Raw genomic sequence first — 19,622 nt, 5'->3', positions numbered from 1 at the left:
AGCTCTAAGATGCGCCAATGTTTTCCGCTTGGCGAATTCCGACGATGATACAGATCAGTGCCCTGCCCGCGTTCACCGACAACTACATCTGGTTGTTACAGGATCACCGCAGCCAGCGTTGCGCCGTGGTCGACCCGGGCGATGCCGCGCCGGTGCAGGCCTGGCTCGACGCGCACCCGGGCTGGGTGCTGAGCGACATTCTGATCACCCATCACCACCATGATCACGTCGGCGGCGTCGAGCGCCTGAAAGCCGCGAGCGGCGCCAAAGTCTACGGCCCGGCCAGCGAAAACATTCCGGGGCGCGACGTGGCGCTCAAGGACAACGACAAGGTCAGCGTGCTCGGCTGGGACTTCGATGTCTATGCGGTGCCCGGCCACACCCTCGGCCACATTGCCTATTACCACCACGGCCTGCTGTTTTGCGGCGACACCCTGTTCGCCGCCGGGTGCGGACGCCTGTTCGAAGGCACGCCGGAGCAGATGCACCACTCGCTCGGCCGTCTCGCCGCTTTGCCCGAGGATACGCTGGTGTATTGCACCCATGAATACACCCTGAGCAATCTGAAGTTTGCTGCGGCAGTCGAACCGGGCAACCCGGACATTGCCGCCCGTCTGGAAAAAGTCAGCCAACAACGGGAAAAAGGCGTGATGACCCTGCCCTCGACCCTGGCCCTGGAAAAGCTCACAAATCCGTTTTTGCGTACCGCTGAAACATTAGTTACACAAAAAGTGGACGAACGGGCAGGCGCTCAAAACCGGGCGCCGAGTGAGGTTTTTGCGGCTCTGCGGGCATGGAAAGATACGTTCTAAGTGACTCACCAGCTGGTACAAAAATTCTGAATGGTTGACCGCAGGGGGTGCGCTTTCTAGAATCGCCCGACATTTTTGCCCGGAACTTACTTCCAGCCAATGTCGTCATCCATACGTAAGTCCGTCAATTCAGACACGCTGACCCGCCTGGCGCAAGCCATCGCGGTGGCTGTGTCCGCCACGTTGGCGGGCTGTTCCAGCCATGCTCCGCAGCCTGAAGCGAGCCATACGCCGAACATTGCTGCGCGAGCCAAGCAGAAACCGATCTGGCTCAGTGAAAAGCCCAGCCCGCAGGTGCCTCAGGACATCTGGGAGCGCATGCGCGGTGGTTTCCAGCTGCAGGACGGCCTGGGCGTCAACCCGCGTATCGAGCAGCAGCGCCTGTGGTTTGCCAGCAACCCGTCCTTTCTGGAGAACGCCGGCGAACGCGGCAGTCTCTACATTCATTACATCGTCGAGCGTCTCGAAGAGCGCAACATGCCGCTGGAGCTGGCCCTGCTGCCAGTGATCGAGAGCGCCTACAACCCGATGGCCTATTCCCGGGCCGACGCTTCGGGCCTGTGGCAATTCATTCCGTCCACCGGTCGTTACTACAACCTGCGCCAGACCCGCTTCTATGATGGCCGTCGCGATATCACCGCCTCGACCACCGCCGCGATGGACTACCTGACTCGTCTGCACGACATGTTCAACGGTGACTGGCTGCTGGCCCTGGCGGCCTATAACGCCGGTGAAGGCACGGTGAGCCGCGCCATCGAGCGTAACGAGAAGCTCGGCCTGCCGACCGACTACTGGAACCTGTCGTCGTTGCCGGCAGAAACCCAGGCTTACGTACCAAAACTGCTGGCCCTGTCGCAAGTGGTACTGGCCCCGGAAGCCTACGGGGTGAACCTCAACCCGATCGCCAACGAACCGTATTTCCAGGTCGTCGAAATCAACCAGCGCATGGACCTGTCCAAGGTCGCAGCGGTGGCCAACATCGACGAAGACGAGCTGTTCCAGCTCAACCCGGCCTTCAAGCAGCGCACCACCATCGACGGCCCTCAGCATCTGCTGGTGCCGACGTCGAAGGCGCAATTGCTGACCGCCAGCCTGCAGACCATGCGGCCTGAAGAGCTGATCAGCCCGCGCTCGCTGAAGCCGGTGTTCGACGGTGCCGACCCGACTGAAGTGGCGAAGCTCAAGCGCGCTTACCGGGTCAAACGCGGCGACAATCTCGGTTCCATCGCCAAGGCCAACAAGGTCGAAGTCAAGGACCTGCAGCGCTGGAACAAGCTGACCGGTAAGAACCTCAAGGTCGGCCAGACTCTGGTGATGCAGGACAACACCAAGCGCACCCCGGCGCGCAGCGGTGGCCGGGTCAACACGGTGATCGCCGCCAACAGCAAGACCAAAGGCAAGGCCGACAGTCAGCAGCAGACCCAGTACAAGGTCAAACGTGGCGACACCCTGTACGTGGTAGCCAAGCGTTTCAACGTCGAGATGCAGCATCTCAAGCGCTGGAACCCGGGTGCCGGCAAGGCCCTCAAGCCTGGGCAGATGCTCACGGTTTATCAGCCGCACTGACAGAAGAGCCCCTGAACTTTCAGGGGCTTTTTTTCGCCTGGCGCCTGGCTTGATTTTGTTTGCGCCCTCAAAATTTCTCCCCCTCACCCCAACCCTCTCCCCCAAGGGGGCGAGGGGGAAAGGGAGCAGATTGGGTTTTTTTTCAAACCTGGGTTCAACTCGATATTTCAGGTCGGCGTACTTCTCATAAACACCTCGGTCAGTCCCCTCTCCCTCCGGGAGAGGGTTAGGGTGAGGGGCTCTTGGCCTTGCCGATTAACCCCACATTAACCTCTGTCTTTTTCCTGTCCAGACAAGCTGTTACTGTACGGCCCACAAAGCCCAAGCCGCCTGGATCGGATCTGACTTGAAGCGTCCCCTCCTCCTGCTCCTGATCAGCCTGGCCTTGAGCTCACCCGCAAGCGCGACGATTACCGAGAGTCACGGTTATGCGCAGTTCGGCACGCTCAAGTACCCGGCCAGATTTACCCACTTCGACTGGGTCAACCCGCAAGCGCCCAAGGGCGGTACGTTGCGGGTGATGGCGTTCGGCACCTTCGATACGGTCAATCCATACACGTTCAAGGGCACCAGCCCGGTCACCACACCGAATTTCCTGCAGTACGGCATCAACGAGCTGAACGAACCGCTGATGGTCGGCACTGGCCAGTATTCGCCGTCCGGTGACGAACCGGCATCCAGTTATGGCCTGATCGCGCAATCGGTGGAGTACAGCGAAGATCGCAGCTGGGTGGTGTTCAATCTGCGCCCGGAAGCACGCTTTCACGACGGCACCCAGATCACCGCCTACGACGTGGCGTTCTCCTACCGAACACTGCTCAAGGACGGCCACCCGCTGTACCGCACCGCCCTGCAGGAAGTCTCGCGGGTCGACATCCTCAACCCGCAGCGCATTCGTTTCGTGATGAAACGCTCGGGCAATCCGTTACTGATCCTGCGCCTCGGCGAGTTGCCGGTGCTGCCGCAGCATTACTGGAAGGATCGCGACTTCAAGGCCACCACCTTCGAACCACCGCTGGGCAGCGGCCCGTACCGCATCACCTCAGTGACGCCGGGGCGGCAGCTGATTTTCGAGCGGGTCAAGGATTACTGGGGCAAGGATCTGCCGGTCAATCGCGGCAAGTACAACTTCGATCGCATGGAAGTCGAGTTCTACCGCGACAGCGACGTGGCCTTCGAAGCGTTCAAGGCCGGCGAATTCGACATCTACATCGAGCATCAGGCAAAGAACTGGGCCAACGGCTACAACTTTCCGGCCGTGCGCCGTGGCGAAGTGATCAAGGCGCAGATTCCGCACCAGATCCCGACGCAGAGCCAAGGCCTGTTCATGAACACCCGGCGTGTAACCTTCAGCGACGTCAAGGTGCGCGAAGCGCTGGGCCTGATGTTCGACTTCGAATGGACCAACCGCGCACTGTTCAGCGATGCCTACAAACGCACCACCAGCTACTACCCCAACAGCGAATTCAGCGCCGGCGGCCTGCCGGTCGGGCACGAATGGCTGATGCTCAAGCCGTATAAAGATCAGTTACCCGCGAAGCTATTCACCGAGCCGTTCACCCTGCCGCAAACCGATGGCCGTGGCATCCCGCGAGAGACCATGCGCAAGGCCCTGGCGCTGCTCGCCGAGGCCGGCTGGAAACTCAACGGCCAGCGTCTGCAAAACACCGCAGGGCAACCGCTGAGCTTCGAACTGCTGCTGGTCAATCCGAACCTTGAGCGGATCCTCCAGCCCTATATCGAAAACCTCAACAGCATCGGCATCGATGCGCGCCTGCGCACGGTGGATCGCGCCCAGTACAAGCAGCGTCTGGACCAGTTCGATTTCGACATGATCCTGATGACCCTCAACCAGACCCTCAGCCCGGGTCTGGAGCAATGGCAGTACTTCCATTCCAGTCAGGTCGGGGTCAAGGGCAGCAAGAATTACGCCGGTATTGCCAACCCGGTGGTCGATCACCTGCTCGAACAATTGCTCGCCGCGCAAACCCGCGACGAACAGGTCGCCGCCGGCAAGGCGCTGGACCGCGTGCTGCTCTGGCAGCACTACAGCATTCCCAACTGGTACCTCAATTATCACCGACTGGCCTACCGCAACCGGTTGGCCTTCGTCACCACGCCGCCCTACACCCTGGGCCTGAGCGCGTGGTGGCTGAAATCTTCGGAGAACAATAAATGACGCCCATCCGCGCCCTGCTCGTGCAGGCCAGCGGTCTGCTGTTCGCCGGGCTGGCGATTGCCGCCCCGCAACATGCCGTGACCCTGTACAACGAGCCGCCGAAATACCCGGCGGACTTCAAGCAGTTCGATTACGTGAACCCCGACGCGCCCAAGGGCGGGATCTTCCGTCAGGCCGGGTTCGGCGGCTTCGACAGCCTCAACCCGTTCATCAGCAAAGGCGTGCCGGCCGATGATGTCGGGCAGATCTACGACACCCTGACCAAGCACAGCCTCGACGAGCCGTTCACCGAGTACGGCCTGATCGCCGCGAAGATCGAGAAAGCCCCGGACAACAGTTGGGTGCGTTTCTACCTGCGCCCGGAAGCGCGTTTTCACGATGGCCATCCGGTGCGCGCCGAAGACGTGGTGTTCAGCTTCCAGACCCTGACCAAGGACGGCTCGCCGCTGTTTCGCGGCTACTACAGCGATGTCGAAGAGGCCATCGCCGAAGACCCGCTCAAGGTGTTGTTCAAGTTCAAGCACACCAACAATCGCGAGTTACCGCTGATCCTCGGGCAGCTCCCGGTGCTGCCGAAACACTGGTGGGCCAGTCGTGATTTTTCCAAGGGCAATCTGGAGATCCCGCTGGGCAGCGGCCCGTACAAGGTCGCCGAAGTGAAAGCCGGGCGCTCGGTGCGCTATGAACGGGTCAAGGACTACTGGGGCAAGGATCTGCCGGTCAATCGCGGGTTCTACAACTTCGACGTAATGACCACCGATTACTACCGCGACAACACCGTCGCCGTCGAAGCGCTGAAGGCCGGCCAGTTCGATTACTGGCTGGAAATGACCGCGAAGAACTGGGCCAACGCCTACAACATTCCGGCCGTGACCGAAGGTCGGCTGATCAAGGAACAGATCGCCAACAGCAACCCGACCGGCATGCAGGGCTTCGTTTTCAACCTGCGCCGCCCGGTGTTTCAGGATGTGCGCGTGCGTCAGGCGCTCGGCCTGCTGTTTGATTTCGAGTGGACCAACAAGCAGCTGTTCAACGGTGCCTACTTCCGCACCCGCAGCTATTTCGAGAACTCGGAAATGGCTGCCACCGGCCTGCCCGACGCCGAGCAACGGGCGATCCTCGAACCGTTTCGCAGCAAACTGCCGGCCCAGGTGTTCAGCGAAGCCTTCGAGAACCCCAAGACCGACGCCAGCGGCATGATCCGCGCCCAGCAGCGCGAGGCCTATCAATTGCTGCAGGAGGCCGGCTGGAAGATCGTCGACGACAAAATGGTAGACGCCAACGGCAAACCGGTGGTCATTGAGTTCCTTCTGGCGCAGACCGAATTCGAACGCGTGCTGCTGCCGTTCAAACGCAATCTGGCCGACCTCGGCATCGATCTGGTGATCCGCCGTGTCGACGTTTCGCAATACATCAACCGCGTGCGTTCGCGGGACTTCGACATGATGGTCGGCAGCTTTCCGCAATCCAACTCGCCGGGCAACGAGCAGCGCGAATTCTGGATGAGCGCCGCCGCCGACAAACCGAGCAGCCGCAACACCATGGGCCTGAAGGATCCGATCGTCGATCAACTGGTGGAAAACCTGATCAACGCCGATTCGCGCAGCAGTCTGGTGGCGCATGCCCGGGCGCTGGATCGAGTGCTGCAATGGGGTTACTACGTGGTCCCCAACTGGCACATCAAGACCTGGCGCGTGGCGTACTGGAACCACATCGGTCACCCGAAAGTCTCGCCCAAATACGACATCGGGATTAACACCTGGTGGGTCAAGCCTGACGCGAAACCCGCCATAGAAGTCGAAACCAAACTGCAAGCCGACCCTGTGGGCACGGAGTAATCAGATGCTGGCGTATATCTTTCGGCGACTGCTGCTGATCATCCCGACCCTGTTCGGCATCCTGCTGATCAACTTCGTGATCATCCAGGCCGCGCCCGGCGGCCCGGTGGAGCAGATGATCGCCAAGCTCGAAGGCTTCGAAGGCGCCACCAGCCGCATCGCCGGTGGCGGTGCCGAAGTCTCGGTGGCCGGTTCGGCGTATCGTGGCGCGCAAGGCCTCGACCCGGCGCTGATCAAGGAAATCGAGCACATGTACGGGTTCGACAAGTCGGCCCCGGAACGTCTGTGGATCATGGTCAAGAACTACGCGAAGCTGGATTTCGGCGACAGTTTTTTCCGCGACGCCAAGGTCATCGACCTGATCAAGGAAAAGATGCCGGTGTCGATCTCCCTCGGGTTGTGGAGCACGCTGATCATGTATCTGGTGTCGATCCCGCTGGGGATCGCCAAGGCCACGCGACACGGCAGCCACTTCGACGTGTGGACCAGTTCGGCGATCATCATCGGCTATGCGATTCCGGCGTTCCTCTTTGCGATTCTGCTGATCGTGGTGTTTGCCGGCGGCAGTTATCTGGACTGGTTCCCGCTGCGCGGCCTCACTTCGAACAACTTCGATGAGCTGAGCCTGGGCGGCAAAATTCTCGACTATTTCTGGCATCTGGCGCTGCCGGTGACCGCGCTGGTGATCGGCAACTTCGCGACCATGACCCTGCTGACCAAAAACAGCTTCCTCGACGAGATCAACAAGCAGTACGTGGTCACCGCCAAGGCCAAGGGCCTGACGCGCAATCGCGTGCTCTACGGCCATGTGTTCCGCAACGCCATGCTGCTGGTGATTGCCGGGTTTCCGTCGGCGTTCATCGGCATCTTCTTCACCGGCTCGTTGCTGGTGGAGGTGATCTTCTCCCTCGACGGTCTGGGTCTGATGAGTTTCGAAGCGGCGATCAACCGCGATTACCCGGTGGTGTTCGGCACTCTGTTCATCTTCACCCTGCTCGGTCTGGTGGTGAAACTGATCGGCGACCTCACCTACACCCTGGTCGATCCGCGCATCGACTTCGCCAGCCGGGAGCATTGAGATGAACCTGTCCCCTCTCAACCGCCGCCGGTTCGAACTGTTCAAGGCCAACAAGCGCGGCTGGTGGTCGCTGTGGCTGTTTCTGATCCTGTTCGGCCTGAGCCTCGGTGCCGAGCTGATCGCCAACGACAAGCCGCTGGTGGTGCATTACGACAACAACTGGTACTTCCCGGCGATCAAGCGCTACCCGGAAACCACCTTCGGCGGCGAATTCCCGCTGGAAGCCAACTACAAGAGCCCGTACATCCGCGAACTGCTCAAGGCCAAGGATGCGTGGGTGTTGTGGGCGCCGATCCCCTACAGCTACCAGAGCATCAACTACGACCTGAAAGTCCCGGCCCCGGCCCCGCCCTCGGCGGACAACCTGCTCGGCACCGACGATCAGGGCCGCGATGTGCTCGCGCGGGTGATCTACGGCTTCCGCATTTCCGTACTGTTTGCCCTGACGCTGACCGTGCTCAGCTCGATCATCGGCGTGATCGCCGGCGCGCTACAGGGTTTCTATGGCGGCTGGGTCGATCTGGCCGGGCAACGCTTTCTGGAGATCTGGTCGGGATTGCCGGTGCTGTACCTGCTGATCATCCTTGCCAGTTTCGTCCAGCCGAATTTCTGGTGGTTGCTGGGGATCATGCTGCTGTTTTCGTGGATGAGCCTGGTCGACGTGGTGCGCGCCGAGTTCCTGCGTGGCCGCAACCTCGAGTACGTGCGTGCGGCACGGGCGCTGGGCATGCAGAACGGCGCAATCATGTTCCGCCACATCCTGCCCAACGCCATGGTTTCGACCATGACCTTCATGCCGTTCATCCTTACCGGCGCCATCGGCACCCTGACTGCGCTGGACTTCCTAGGCTTCGGCTTGCCGGCCGGCAGTCCGTCGCTGGGTGAACTGGTGGCCCAGGGCAAATCCAACTTGCAGGCACCATGGCTGGGCATGAGCGCGTTCGCGGTGCTGGCGCTGATGTTGAGTTTGCTGGTGTTTATCGGCGAGTCCGCTCGCGATGCCTTCGACCCGAGGAAGTGAAATGAATCAGGACAATCTGATCGAAGTGCGCGACCTCGCCGTCGAGTTCGGCTTCAACGAGCGGCTGCACCGGGTGGTCGAGGGCGTGAGCTTCGACATCAAGCGCGGCGAAACCTTGGCCCTGGTCGGCGAGTCCGGCTCGGGCAAATCAGTGACGGCGCACTCGATCTTGCGCCTGCTGCCCTACCCGCTGGCCCGCCATCCAGCCGGCAGCATCACCTATGCCGGGCAGAATCTGCTGGGGCTGAGCGAAAAGACCATCCGGCATATTCGTGGCAACCGCATCGCGATGATCTTTCAGGAGCCGATGACCTCGCTCAACCCGCTGCACTCGATCGAGAAGCAGATCAACGAGATCCTCGGCATCCACAAGGGTCTGAGCGGCAAAGTCGCGACCAAGCGCACTTTGGAGCTGCTGGAGATGGTCGGCATTCCCGAGCCGCACAAACGCCTCAAGGCCCTGCCCCACGAATTGTCCGGCGGCCAGCGCCAGCGGGTGATGATCGCCATGGCGTTGGCCAACGAGCCGGAACTGCTGATCGCCGACGAGCCGACCACCGCACTGGACGTGACCGTTCAGCTGAAAATCCTCGATTTGCTCAAGGAACTTCAGGCTCGATTGGGCATGTCGCTGCTACTGATCAGTCACGATTTGAACCTGGTGCGAAGAATTGCGCATCGCGTATGTGTCATGCAGCGCGGTTGCATCGTCGAACAGGCATCGTGCGCAGAGCTGTTCCGTTCGCCGCAGCATCCGTACACTCGGGAATTGCTCGGCGCGGAGCCCAGCGGAGGCCCGGCGACCAATAAAATCGGGGCGCCGCTGCTCGAAGTCGAGAACCTCAAAGTCTGGTTCCCGATCAAGAAAGGCCTGCTCAAGCGCACGGTGGATTACGTCAAGGCAGTGGACGGCATCAATTTCAGCCTGCCTCAGGGACAGACGCTGGGGATCGTGGGGGAAAGCGGTTCCGGCAAATCCACCCTCGGTCTGGCAATTTTGCGGCTGATCGGCAGCAGAGGCGCGATTCGCTTTGAGGGCAAACAGCTAGACTGCCTGACGCAGAACGAGGTTCGCCCGTTGCGTCGGGAGATGCAGGTGGTGTTTCAGGATCCGTTTGGCAGCCTGAGCCCGCGCATGTGCGTGAGCGACATCGTTGGCGAAGGCCTGCGGATTCACAAGATGGGCACCGCCGCCGAGCAGGAAGCGGCGATTATTGCGGCATTGAAGGAGGTAGGTCTGGATCCGGAAACCCGGCACCGCTACCCTCACGAATTTTCCGGTGGGCAACGGCAACGTATCGCCATTGCCCGGGCTTTGGTGCTGAAACCGGCGCTGATCCTGCTGGACGAGCCGACTTCCGCGCTCGACCGCACGGTGCAGCGGCAAGTGGTGGAGCTGTTGCGTTCACTGCAAGCCAAGTACAACCTGACGTATTTGTTCATCAGCCATGACCTGGCTGTCGTCAAAGCGCTGAGCCACCAGTTGATGGTGGTCAAGCATGGCCAAGTGGTCGAACAGGGAGCTGCGCAAGATATTTTTGCCGCCCCCAAACATCCGTATACACAGCAGTTGCTGGAAGCCGCTTTTTTGGCACCAGCCACTGCGCAATAACCTGAAAGAGGAGCAACACATGGGTTTTCTCGCCGGTAAGCGCGTACTGATCGTCGGTGTCGCCAGCAAGCTGTCCATCGCATCCGGCATCGCTGCCGCCATGCATCGCGAGGGCGCTGAGCTTGCCTTCACTTATCAGAACGACAAACTGAAAGGTCGTGTTGAGGAATTCGCTCAAGGCTGGGGTTCGAGCCCTGAGCTGTGCTTCCCGTGCGACGTGGCCAGCGATGAAGAAATCGCCAAGGTCTTCGAAGAACTGAGCAAGAAGTGGGACGGCCTGGACTGCATCGTGCACTCCGTCGGCTTCGCCCCGGGCGACCAACTGGACGGCGACTTCACCGAAGCCACCACCCGTGAAGGTTTCCGCATCGCTCACGACATCAGCGCCTACAGCTTCGTGGCCCTGGCCAAGGCTGGCCGCGAAATGATGAAAGGCCGCAACGGCAGCCTGCTGACCCTGTCGTATCTGGGCGCCGAGCGCACCATGCCGAACTACAACGTGATGGGCATGGCCAAGGCTTCGCTGGAAGCTGGCGTACGTTACCTGGCCGGCTCCCTGGGCCCGGACGGCACCCGCGTCAACTGCGTATCGGCTGGCCCGATCCGTACCCTGGCAGCCTCGGGCATCAAGAACTTCCGCAAGATGCTGGCCGCCAACGAAGCGCAAACCCCACTGCGCCGCAACGTCACCATCGAAGAAGTCGGCAACGCCGGCGCCTTCCTGTGCTCCGACCTGGCGTCGGGCATCAGTGGTGAAATCATGTACGTGGACGGCGGCTTCAACACCACCGCCATGGGCAACATCGAAGAGTAATCTTCGCTCTGCCGATAAAAAACCCGCCAATCGGCGGGTTTTTTTGTGCCTGCAATGTCTTCAACAACCCAAATCCCCTGTAGGAGTGAGCCTGAATTTCGTGAACAGCGGATAAACCTGTGGGAGTGGGCTTGCTCACGAAGAGGCCGGCACATTCAACATGGATATCGCCTGACCGGACGCTTTCGCGAGCAAGCCCGCTCCCACACTGTTTTTACGATATGCCTGAATTTTGTGAGCACCCGATAAACCTGTGGGAGTGGGCTTGCTCACGAAGAGGCCGGCACATTCAACATGGATATCGCCTGAGCGGACGCTTTCGCGAGCAAGCTCGCTCCCACAGGGTTCTGCGGTGTATCTGGATTTTGTGAGCAGCCGATAAACCTGTGGGAGTGGGCTTGCTCACGAAGAGGCCGGCACATTCAACATGGATATCGCCTGACCGGACACTTTCGCGAGCAAGCCCGCTCCCACACTGTTTTTCGGTGTATCTGGATTTTGTGAGCAGCCGATAAACCTGTGGGAGTGGGCTTGCTCACGAAGAGGCTGGCACATTCAACATGGATATTGCCTGGCCGGACGCTTTCGCGAGCAAGCTCGCTCCCACAGGGTTCTGCGGTGTATCTGGATTTTGTGAGCACCCGATAAACCTGTGGGAGTGGGCTTGCTCACGAAGAGGCTGGCACATTCAACATGGATATCGCCTGACCGGACGTTTTCGCGAGCAAGCTCGCTCCCACAGGGTTCTGCGGTGTATCTGGATTTTGTGAGCACCCGATAAACCTGTGGGAGTGGGCTTGCTCAGGAAGAGGCCGGCACATTCGACATGGATATCGCCTGACCGGACACTTTCGCGAGCAAGCTCGCTCCCACACTGTTTTGCGGTGTATCTGGATTTTGTGAGCAGCCGATAAACCTGTGGGAGTGAGCTTGCTCACGAAGAGGCCGGCACATTCAACATGGATATCGCCTGAGCGGACGCTTTCGCGAGCAAGCCCGCTCCCACAGGGTTCTGCGGTGTATCTGGATTTTGTGGGCAGCGGATAAACCTGTGGGAGTGGGCTTGCTCACGAAGAGGCCGGCACATTCGACATGGATATCGCCTGAGCGGACGCTTTCGCGAGCAAGCCAGCTCCCACAGGGTTCTGCGGTGTATCTGGATTTTGTGGGCAGCCGATAAACCTGTGGGAGCTGGCTTGCCAGCGATGAGGCCTGAATCAGCGCCGTTTCAACGCCTGCTTGTGCGCATACATCGCCTCGTCGGCATCGGCCAGCAGTCGATCCACCGTTTCATGGCGTTGCGGATCGTATTCGATCTGGCCGACGCTGAAGCGAATCTCGTAGCCGCGCTGCAACATCGCATTGCGTTCGTCGAGGATTTCCTTGAGCCGGGCCATGATCGCTGTGGTTTCGACGTGACTGGAGCCGGTCAGCAGCGCCACGAACTCGTCACCGCCCAGGCGCCCGACCACATCGCTCTCGCGAAAAGCGATGCGCAGCACATCGGCAAAGGTCTTCAGCGCACTGTCGCCCTCAGCATGGCCGTAACGATCATTGATCTGTTTGAAGTCATTGAGATCGAAAAACAGCAGCGTCGCCGGTTTGTCCCGGTGTTTGCAGGCGTCCAGCGCATGCTGGGCCAGGGTCTTGAAGCCGCGGCGGTTGGACAGCAGCGTCAGCTCGTCCATGCTTGCCATCTGCACCGCCATCAACTCTTGCTCGGCCATGCCGGCGAGATCGCGCAACAGGGCACGCTCCTCGTCGTCGAGTTCACGCGGCTTGGTGTCGATCAGGCACAACGTGCCCATTTTGTTGCCGTTGGGCACGGTCAGCGGGTAGCCCGCGTAGAAACGAATCTTCGGCTCGCCGGTGACCAGCGGATTGTCATGAAAGCGCTTGTCCTGCTTGGCATCAGGCACCAGCAGCAATTCGTCCTGAAGAATCGCGTGCCCACAGAACGACACATCACGCGGGGTTTCGTTGACCTCGAGGCCGACGCACGACTTGAACCACTGCCGATCCTTGTCCACCAGCGTCACCAGCGCAATCGGCACGTTGAACAGGCGTTTGGCCAGCCGCGTGAGCCGGTCAAAACGCTCCTCCGGCGCCGAATCAAGAACCTTCAAGCCGTGCAGCGCTTGAATTCGGGTGGCTTCATTGGCGGGTTTGATCGGGGCCAGCATCACGCACTCCATCAGGGTCAATGACCGTTAGAGTAGCTTGATTCGCCAGCGACTCACACACTCAACCGCCCGCCACCGGACATGGCCCGCCAGCATCGGCCCAAAGCTTGAACTGGGCCACAAAAATGTCATGCGGTACCGGTACCGGCGTGCGCCCTGCCCCGGGATTCCATCCCCACAACACCAGTTTGTCGTCGCTGACATGTTTGATCAGCGCGGCGAAATCACGGTCGCCATTGCTCGAACGATCCTTGATCATTGCGCACAACTTGTCCGGCGGCAGGCCGATCCACGCCATCTTGTGCGCCGCCGGAGGCAAGCTCCAGTGCGGCGCCCCCGGCGGTGCATGCGGGCCATAACTGGCCGGCGGATTGGTCTCGGCGTGGCAGGTGGCGCAGGGCAAACCGGCGGCACCCTTGCCGTCCATGCCGCGCACCACATTCATCGCGTGTGGTTTGCCGGCATCGAATTGCAGCGGCGAGTCGCCAGGGATGTGGCAGTTCTGGCAGCGCGGGCTCTGGAACACCTTCTGCACCGTGCCGAACGCCTTGAGCGCTTCCTGATCATCGGCGAACAGGTCCGAGGCGTAGCCGCCCAGCCCCAGCAATATCACCGTGCCCAACAGCAGATGTCGTTTCATCTCACACCCCCGACAGTTGCAGCGGCAGTTCACGCAAGCGCTGCCCGGTCAGCGCATACACGGCATTGGCCACCGCCGGCGCTGTGGGCGGAACACCGGCCTCACCGATGCCGCCGGGTTTGTCGCTGCTGGGCACGATATGCACCTCGACCATCGGCATCTCGTTGAGCCGCAGCACCTGGTAATCGTGATAATTGGACTGCACCACCGCGCCGTTCTTGAGCGTCAGTTTGCTGTGCAGCGCCATGCCCAGGCCAAAGGTGATGCACGATTCCATCTGCGCCGCGATGCTTTGCGGATTGACCGCGATTCCGCAATCCACCGCACACACCACGCGGTGCACGCGGATCGCCAGGTTGTCCTGCGAGACCTCGGCCACCTGCGCCACATAACTGCCGAACGACTCGTGTACCGCCACGCCCAATGCATGCCCGTCAGGCAACGGCGCTGTCCAGTTGGCCTTCTCCACCGCCAGATTCAGCACCCCGAGATGGCGCGCGTGGTCCTTGAGCAAGGTGCGTCGGTATTCCACCGGATCCTTGCCCGCCGCTGAGGCCATTTCATCGATCAGCGACTCCATGACGAACGCGGTGTGGCTGTGCCCCACCGAACGCAGCCACAGCACATTGATTCCGGTCTGCGGCGAATGCAGCTCGACCTGTTGATGGGCCAGGCCCTTGATATACGGGCTGTCGGCCACACCTTCGACCGAAGTCGCGTCGATGCCGTTCTTGACCATGGTCTGTTCGAGCATGGTGCCGGCCATGATCGACTGGCCGACCAGCACATGCTGCCAGCTCAGCGGCATGCCCTGCCCGTCCAGGCCTATGCGTGCCTGATGCAGGAACATCGAGCGGTAATAGCCGCCACGAATGTCATCTTCGCGGGACCACACGGTTTTTACCGGCATGCCGGCGGCTTTCGCCACTTGCACCGCTTCGGCGACGAAGTCCGAGGTCGGATTGGCCCGACGCCCGAAGCCGCCACCGAGAAATTCGGTGTGAATTTCCACCTGTTCCGGTTTGAGTCCGGTGATCTTGCCGGCGACCATCTGGTCGAGGGTCTGAAATTGCGTGCCGGTCCAGATCTCGCACTTTTCGGCGCTGATCTTCACTGTGCAGTTCAGCGGTTCCATCGGTGCGTGCGCCAGATACGGCACGCTGTATTCGACGTCGATTTTCTTCGCCGCCTTGTCGAAGTTGCCTTTCGGATCCCCAGCCTGGCTGGCGGAAGTGCCCGGTGTCGCTGCCAGTTTGCGGAAACTGTCGAGCAGGCCCTGGCTGCTCAGGTCAGCGTGCGGCCCGAGATCCCAATCGACCTTCAGCGCATCGCGACCAAGTTTCGCCGCCCAGTAATGATCGGCAATCACCGCCACGCCGGTCGGCACCTGCACCACTTTGTGCACGCCGGGCACCGCCAGCGCCTCGGCGCCCTCGAAGGATTTGACCGTGGCACCGAACACTGGCGCACGGGCGACCATCGCCGTCATCAAACCGTCGAACTGCACGTCCATGCCGAACTTGGCGCGGCCGGTGATTTTCTCCGGGGTGTCGAGACGCTTGGTCGGCTTGCCGATGACCTTCCAGTCTTTGGCCTCCTTGAAGGTGATCGACTTTGGATCCGGCACTGGCAGTTGCCCGGCGGCGTCCGCCAGTTCGCCGTACGTCGCGCGTTTATCGCCGGCGATCACTACGCCGGACTCGGTGCGAATAGTCGACGCAGCGACGTTGAAGCGCTTGGCCGCCGCTTCCACCAGCATCTGCCGCGCCGTGGCCCCGGCGAGCCGGTAGCGGTCGAATTCCATCCAGGTCGAGGTCGAGCCGCCAGTAATCTGCATCCCGCCAAACGCGGGCATGCCGTAATTCGCCGCTGAGGCCGGCGAGTGTTCGACGCGGATCGTCGACCAGTCGGCGTCCAGTTCTTCGGCGATCAGCATGGTCAGACCGGTCCAGATGCCCTGACCCATTTCCGAATGCCCGAGCAACACCGTCACGCTGTTGTCGGCGGCAATGCGCAAAAACGCATTCGGCGCGAAGACCTTGCCTTCATTCTCCGCCGCCAGAGCAAAACGATGGGCACCAGGCACGACGAACGCCACCACCAGACCGCCCCCCAGCACGGCACTGCCCTTGAGAAATCCGCGACGCGATACAGGACTGTTCATCGTCTGTCTCCCAATCAGCCGATCTCGGCCGCACGTTTCACAGCCGCGCGGATTCGCGGATAGGTACCGCAGCGGCAAATATTGCCGGAGAGCGCCTGATCGATATCGCTGTCGGTGGGCTTGGGGATTTTCGCCAGCAGCGCGGCGGCAGACATGATCTGCCCCGACTGGCAGTAGCCGCACTGCACCACATCAAGTTCGGCCCAGGCCTGCTGCACCGGGTGCGAGCCATCGGTCGAAAGGCCTTCGATGGTGAGAATTTTCTGCCCGTTGGCCACCGCGGTGGCGGGCGTGATACAGGCACGCAATGGTGCGCCATCGACGTGTACGGTGCAGGCGCCGCACTGGGCCATGCCACAGCCGAATTTGGTACCGGTCAGGTGCGCAACGTCACGCAGGACCCAGAGCAACGGCATGTCGGCCGGCACATCGAGCTCCTGATCCTTGCCATTGATATTCAAGGTCAACATCGGGGATTTTCCTCAGACTCACGGTGTTCTGAAGGGGCGTCGTTACGGCCATCGAAGCCTGTGCGCGCCTCGGCTTATCCCTTTCAGCAAAGCCTAATTTGCGCGTGAAGCCAGACGTGGCGACCACCGGTCATGCCCTATCGCAAAAATGTCGACTTTAATCCTCTGGCTGATAACGGCGCTTATCCGAACCCTCACGACCGGTCTGCGACGAGCGCGGTAACCCATCACAATGCTCAGGAGTCGCGAACATGGGATTTGTCACCACCAAAGACGGCGTCGATATTTTCTACAAGGACTGGGGCCCGAAGGACGCCCCGGTGATCCACTTCCACCACGGCTGGCCGCTCAGCTCGGATGACTGGGATGCGCAGATGCTGTTCTTCCTGGGCCAGGGTTTTCGAGTGATCGCCCATGACCGCCGGGGGCACGGAAGGTCGAGTCAGGTCTGGGACGGCCATGACATGGACCATTACGCCGACGATGCGCTGGCGGTGGTTCAGCACCTGGGGGTGAAGAACGTGGTGCATGTCGGCCACTCCACCGGCGGCGGCGAGGTCATCCACTACATCGCCCGTCATGGTCAGGACAACGTCGCCAAAGGCGTGTTGATCAGCGCGGTGCCACCGTTGATGGTGCAGACCGAAAGCAATCCGGGTGGCTTGCCGAAATCGGTGTTCGACGATTTTCAGGCGCAACTGGCGGACAATCGTGCGCAGTTCTACCGCGATATCCCCAGCGGGCCGTTTTATGGCTATAACCGCCCCGGGGCCAAGCCGTCTGAGGGGATCATCGGCAACTGGTGGCGTCAGGGCATGATCGGCGGCGCCAAGGCGCATTACGACGGGATCGTTGCGTTCTCGCAGACCGATTTCACTGAAGACCTGAAGAAAGTCACCGTGCCGGTGCTGGTGATGCATGGCGAGGACGATCAGATCGTACCGTATGCGAACTCGGGGCCTTTGTCGGCGAAACTGCTGCCAAATGGCACGCTGAAGTCATATCCGGGGTTTCCGCACGGGATGCCGACGACTGAGGCGGCGACGATCAATGCCGATTTGCTGGCGTTTATTCGCGGTTGAGATAACCGAAGTCAGCTGACTCCCCTGTAGGAACGGGCTTGCTCGCGAAGGCTATCTGTCTGTCGATATCAGGTTGACTGAATCACCGCTTTCGCGAGCAAGCTCGCTCCCACCAAGGTCGGTGGTGCAAACAATTCTATCTATCCAACACAAATCCTGTGGGAGCGGGCTTGCTCGCGAAGGCAATCGGTCTGTCGATATCGAGTTGGCTGAACCACCGCTTTCGCGAGCAAGCCCGCTCCCACCAGGGGACTCGGGCTTGCCCGGACTTTTTGCTATTCCTCGGTGCGCCCCGTGCGTTCGCGATCACGTTCGTAGTGGTGCGCAAGTGGCAGCGCCGGCAACCATGACTCGCGCCGTACAGTCCACAGTTCATAAGTCGGCTTGAGCTGGTTCGGCGCGTCCAGCGAGCCGACATTCACTTCAATTTCATCCCCCGAACGCGCCAGTACCGGCGAACCACAGCGCGGACAGAACACCCGCCCTTGATATTCGCCGGTCTTGCCACTGACGGTCACCGCATTCTCGGGAAATATCGCCGAGGCATGAAACAACGTGCCGTGGTGTTTGCGGCAGTCGAGGCAGTGGCAGATGCCGACGCGGTAAGGTTGGCCTGATGCTTCGAAACGCACATCGCCGCACAGGCAACCGCCAGTTAATGGGTTCATGGTGTCTATCCTCTGCCAGACTCTGTTCAGCCTTTGAACATAGCAGCCAACAAGCGAACGCCCACAATCGGCCTTTACCGGAGACCGCTCCATGCCCTCCCCTGAATCCATCTTGTTACAGAGCTGGCACACCAACGCTAATGCCTGGATCGACGCGATCCGCAGCGGTGCCATCGAAAGCCGTCAGCAGGTCACCGATCAGGCGATCCTGCTGGCGATCATGGGCCGCCAACCGGAACACGTGCTGGATCTGGGTTGCGGCGAAGGCTGGTTGTTGCGGGCGCTGGCGGATCGCGGTATCGATTCGGCGGGCGTCGATGGCGATGCGACCTTGATAGAAGCTGCACGCGAGGCCGGTTCGGCCAAGGTACATGTGGCCAGTTATGCGGCATTGGTCGACACCGAAATTGATATTGGCCGTGACTACGATTTGATCTGCGCCAACTTCTCGCTGCTGCATCAGGACATCATTCCATTGCTCGCCGCAATGCATGAGTTACTGGTTCCCGGCGGCGCCATGATCATTCAGACCCTGCATCCGTGGGCCGTGGCGGCCGGCGATTATCAGGATGGCTGGCGTGAAGAGTTCTTCGCCGGGTTCAAGGGCCAGTGGCAGCCGATGCCATGGTATTTCCGCACGCTGTCGAGCTGGTGCAACGCGCTGGACATGGCCGGGTTTCACCTGGTCAGCCTGCAAGAGCCGCAGCATCCGCAAAGCCCAGTGCCACAGTCGCTGTTGCTGATCGCCGAACGGCGCTGACCGGGGCGACTCGAACCCCTTGTGGGAGCGAGCTTGCTCGCGAATGCGGAGTGTCTGACAGGCTCGTTGCCGCATGTGCCGACGCTTTCGCGAGCAGGCTCACTCCTACAGGGTTTGTCAGCAAGCGCCGCACTTGTCGATCTACGGCACCGCCATTCGACCAAGGACTGACTACGCTGTAAATCCTGCGTGTCTAACCTGCCGAGGATGACTGCCATGCAACGCTTTCAAAAACTCACACCGTGCCTGTGGTTCGATGATCAGGCCGAAGCCGCCGCGAAGTTCTATTGCTCGATCTTCGATCATTCGAAAATCACCGGCCTGACCCACTACAGCAAGGTCGGCCAGGAATTTCACGGCAAGCCGGAAGGCGCGGTGATGACCGTCAGTTTCGAACTCGACGGCCAGACCTTCACCGGCCTCAACGGCGGGCCGATGTTCAAGTTCAGCGAGGCCATTTCGTTTCAGGTCAATTGCCAGAATCAGGAAGAGGTCGACCACTTCTGGGGCAATCTGTCGGCAGGCGGCCCGGTCGAGGCCCAGCAATGCGGCTGGCTCAAGGACAAGTTCGGGGTGTCGTGGCAGATCGTGCCGGTGGCGTTCATGCACATGATGCTGGACCCCGACACCAGCAAGTCGCAACGGGCAATGCAGGCCATGTTCAAGATGAAAAAACTCGACATCGCCGAACTGGAGCGGGCCTTTGCCGGCCAGAGCTAATACACTCCGGTTCTG

16 protein-coding genes are annotated in these 19,622 nt (G+C 60.7%); 11 read left to right on the top strand and 5 right to left on the bottom strand.

Annotated elements, in window-relative coordinates:
* Positions 1 to 44 precede the first annotated feature (44 nt).
* The 8 genes from gloB to fabI all read left to right on the top strand — a co-directional run bounded on the left by gloB (position 45) and on the right by fabI (position 10,920).
* Positions 45 to 812 (top strand): hydroxyacylglutathione hydrolase, encoded by a 768-nt coding sequence (gene gloB / locus ACOYXI_RS02965; protein ID WP_461674283.1) that lies wholly within the window; start codon positions 45 to 47, stop codon positions 810 to 812.
* 99 nt (positions 813 to 911) lie between these two features.
* Positions 912 to 2,378, top strand: a complete 1,467-nt coding sequence (locus ACOYXI_RS02960) for a LysM peptidoglycan-binding domain-containing protein (protein WP_247268505.1) — start codon at positions 912 to 914, stop codon at positions 2,376 to 2,378.
* A 346-nt stretch (positions 2,379 to 2,724) separates the two neighbouring features.
* Positions 2,725 to 4,557 (top strand): extracellular solute-binding protein, encoded by a 1,833-nt coding sequence (locus tag ACOYXI_RS02955; protein WP_134786109.1) that lies wholly within the window; start codon positions 2,725 to 2,727, stop codon positions 4,555 to 4,557.
* Positions 4,554 to 6,395, top strand: coding sequence for an extracellular solute-binding protein (locus ACOYXI_RS02950; protein WP_282413372.1), 1,842 nt, complete (start codon positions 4,554 to 4,556; stop codon positions 6,393 to 6,395). The genes ACOYXI_RS02955 and ACOYXI_RS02950 overlap by 4 nt, the downstream gene beginning before the upstream one ends.
* 4 nt (positions 6,396 to 6,399) lie before the next feature.
* Complete coding sequence (locus tag ACOYXI_RS02945) at positions 6,400 to 7,473, top strand: microcin C ABC transporter permease YejB (RefSeq protein WP_003224148.1); 1,074 nt, start codon at positions 6,400 to 6,402, stop codon at positions 7,471 to 7,473.
* Position 7,474: 1 nt separating this feature from the next.
* Positions 7,475 to 8,494, top strand: coding sequence for an ABC transporter permease (locus ACOYXI_RS02940; RefSeq protein ID WP_064587187.1), 1,020 nt, complete (start codon positions 7,475 to 7,477; stop codon positions 8,492 to 8,494).
* A 1-nt stretch (position 8,495) separates the two neighbouring features.
* Positions 8,496 to 10,106 (top strand): ABC transporter ATP-binding protein, encoded by a 1,611-nt coding sequence (locus tag ACOYXI_RS02935; RefSeq protein WP_461674282.1) that lies wholly within the window; start codon positions 8,496 to 8,498, stop codon positions 10,104 to 10,106.
* 19 nt (positions 10,107 to 10,125) lie between these two features.
* Positions 10,126 to 10,920 carry an enoyl-ACP reductase FabI gene (gene fabI / locus ACOYXI_RS02930; protein ID WP_003202751.1) on the top strand — a complete coding sequence of 265 codons (795 nt, stop codon included), beginning with the start codon at positions 10,126 to 10,128 and terminating at the stop codon, positions 10,918 to 10,920.
* Between the two features lie 1,217 nt (positions 10,921 to 12,137).
* On the opposite strand, the gene ACOYXI_RS02925 is transcribed toward fabI, so the two are convergent.
* The 4 genes from ACOYXI_RS02925 to ACOYXI_RS02910 all read right to left on the bottom strand — a co-directional run bounded on the left by ACOYXI_RS02925 (position 12,138) and on the right by ACOYXI_RS02910 (position 16,377).
* Complete coding sequence (locus ACOYXI_RS02925) at positions 12,138 to 13,103, bottom strand: sensor domain-containing diguanylate cyclase (RefSeq protein WP_134786105.1); 966 nt, start codon at positions 13,101 to 13,103, stop codon at positions 12,138 to 12,140.
* Positions 13,104 to 13,164: 61 nt separating this feature from the next.
* A complete protein-coding gene (locus ACOYXI_RS02920; RefSeq protein ID WP_461674281.1) occupies positions 13,165 to 13,743 on the bottom strand; it encodes a hypothetical protein in 579 nt (192 codons plus the stop codon).
* A 1-nt stretch (position 13,744) separates the two neighbouring features.
* Entirely contained in the window at positions 13,745 to 15,907 is a 2,163-nt protein-coding gene (locus ACOYXI_RS02915) for a xanthine dehydrogenase family protein molybdopterin-binding subunit (RefSeq protein WP_461674280.1), read from the bottom strand.
* A 14-nt stretch (positions 15,908 to 15,921) separates the two neighbouring features.
* Complete coding sequence (locus ACOYXI_RS02910; RefSeq protein ID WP_025111491.1) at positions 15,922 to 16,377, bottom strand: (2Fe-2S)-binding protein; 456 nt, start codon at positions 16,375 to 16,377, stop codon at positions 15,922 to 15,924.
* A gap of 251 nt (positions 16,378 to 16,628) precedes the next feature.
* Between ACOYXI_RS02910 and ACOYXI_RS02905 the strand changes: the two genes are divergently transcribed.
* The gene (locus tag ACOYXI_RS02905) at positions 16,629 to 17,459 is read left to right on the top strand and encodes an alpha/beta fold hydrolase (protein WP_134786101.1); all 831 of its coding nucleotides are present in this window, start codon (positions 16,629 to 16,631) and stop codon (positions 17,457 to 17,459) included.
* Between the two features lie 275 nt (positions 17,460 to 17,734).
* Here the strand turns inward: ACOYXI_RS02905 and ACOYXI_RS02900 are convergent, their stop codons facing one another.
* Positions 17,735 to 18,127 (bottom strand): GFA family protein, encoded by a 393-nt coding sequence (locus tag ACOYXI_RS02900; RefSeq protein WP_461674279.1) that lies wholly within the window; start codon positions 18,125 to 18,127, stop codon positions 17,735 to 17,737.
* A gap of 91 nt (positions 18,128 to 18,218) precedes the next feature.
* Here ACOYXI_RS02900 and ACOYXI_RS02895 point away from each other — a divergent pair, with 91 nt between their 5' ends.
* Together ACOYXI_RS02895 and ACOYXI_RS02890 are read left to right on the top strand one after the other, a co-directional pair.
* A complete protein-coding gene (locus ACOYXI_RS02895) occupies positions 18,219 to 18,887 on the top strand; it encodes a class I SAM-dependent methyltransferase (RefSeq protein ID WP_461674278.1) in 669 nt (222 codons plus the stop codon).
* Positions 18,888 to 19,103: 216 nt separating this feature from the next.
* Entirely contained in the window at positions 19,104 to 19,607 is a 504-nt protein-coding gene (locus ACOYXI_RS02890) for a VOC family protein (RefSeq protein WP_096795948.1), read from the top strand.
* Positions 19,608 to 19,622: the final 15 nt, after the last annotated feature.

The sequence above is a fragment of the Pseudomonas sp. G3-19 genome, from assembly GCF_054855875.1.
The sequence above is the reverse complement of the archived record's forward strand: the minus strand, read 5'-3'. Positions and strand labels throughout refer to the sequence as shown.

What these genes read in the sequence shown, in the direction of transcription:
- ACOYXI_RS02900 (WP_461674279.1), bottom strand. Translation starts at nt 18,127, where the DNA reads ATGAACCCATTAACTGGCGGTTGCCTGTGCGGCGATGTGCGTTTCGAA.
- ACOYXI_RS02925 (WP_134786105.1), bottom strand. Translation starts at nt 13,103, where the DNA reads ATGCTGGCCCCGATCAAACCCGCCAATGAAGCCACCCGAATTCAAGCG.
- ACOYXI_RS02945 (WP_003224148.1), top strand. Translation starts at nt 6,400, where the DNA reads ATGCTGGCGTATATCTTTCGGCGACTGCTGCTGATCATCCCGACCCTG.
- ACOYXI_RS02915 (WP_461674280.1), bottom strand. Translation starts at nt 15,907, where the DNA reads ATGAACAGTCCTGTATCGCGTCGCGGATTTCTCAAGGGCAGTGCCGTG.
- ACOYXI_RS02910 (WP_025111491.1), bottom strand. Translation starts at nt 16,377, where the DNA reads ATGTTGACCTTGAATATCAATGGCAAGGATCAGGAGCTCGATGTGCCG.
- gloB (WP_461674283.1), top strand. Translation starts at nt 45, where the DNA reads ATGATACAGATCAGTGCCCTGCCCGCGTTCACCGACAACTACATCTGG.
- fabI (WP_003202751.1), top strand. Translation starts at nt 10,126, where the DNA reads ATGGGTTTTCTCGCCGGTAAGCGCGTACTGATCGTCGGTGTCGCCAGC.
- ACOYXI_RS02940 (WP_064587187.1), top strand. Translation starts at nt 7,475, where the DNA reads ATGAACCTGTCCCCTCTCAACCGCCGCCGGTTCGAACTGTTCAAGGCC.
- ACOYXI_RS02895 (WP_461674278.1), top strand. Translation starts at nt 18,219, where the DNA reads ATGCCCTCCCCTGAATCCATCTTGTTACAGAGCTGGCACACCAACGCT.
- ACOYXI_RS02920 (WP_461674281.1), bottom strand. Translation starts at nt 13,743, where the DNA reads ATGAAACGACATCTGCTGTTGGGCACGGTGATATTGCTGGGGCTGGGC.
- ACOYXI_RS02950 (WP_282413372.1), top strand. Translation starts at nt 4,554, where the DNA reads ATGACGCCCATCCGCGCCCTGCTCGTGCAGGCCAGCGGTCTGCTGTTC.
- ACOYXI_RS02905 (WP_134786101.1), top strand. Translation starts at nt 16,629, where the DNA reads ATGGGATTTGTCACCACCAAAGACGGCGTCGATATTTTCTACAAGGAC.
- ACOYXI_RS02935 (WP_461674282.1), top strand. Translation starts at nt 8,496, where the DNA reads ATGAATCAGGACAATCTGATCGAAGTGCGCGACCTCGCCGTCGAGTTC.
- ACOYXI_RS02890 (WP_096795948.1), top strand. Translation starts at nt 19,104, where the DNA reads ATGCAACGCTTTCAAAAACTCACACCGTGCCTGTGGTTCGATGATCAG.
- ACOYXI_RS02960 (WP_247268505.1), top strand. Translation starts at nt 912, where the DNA reads ATGTCGTCATCCATACGTAAGTCCGTCAATTCAGACACGCTGACCCGC.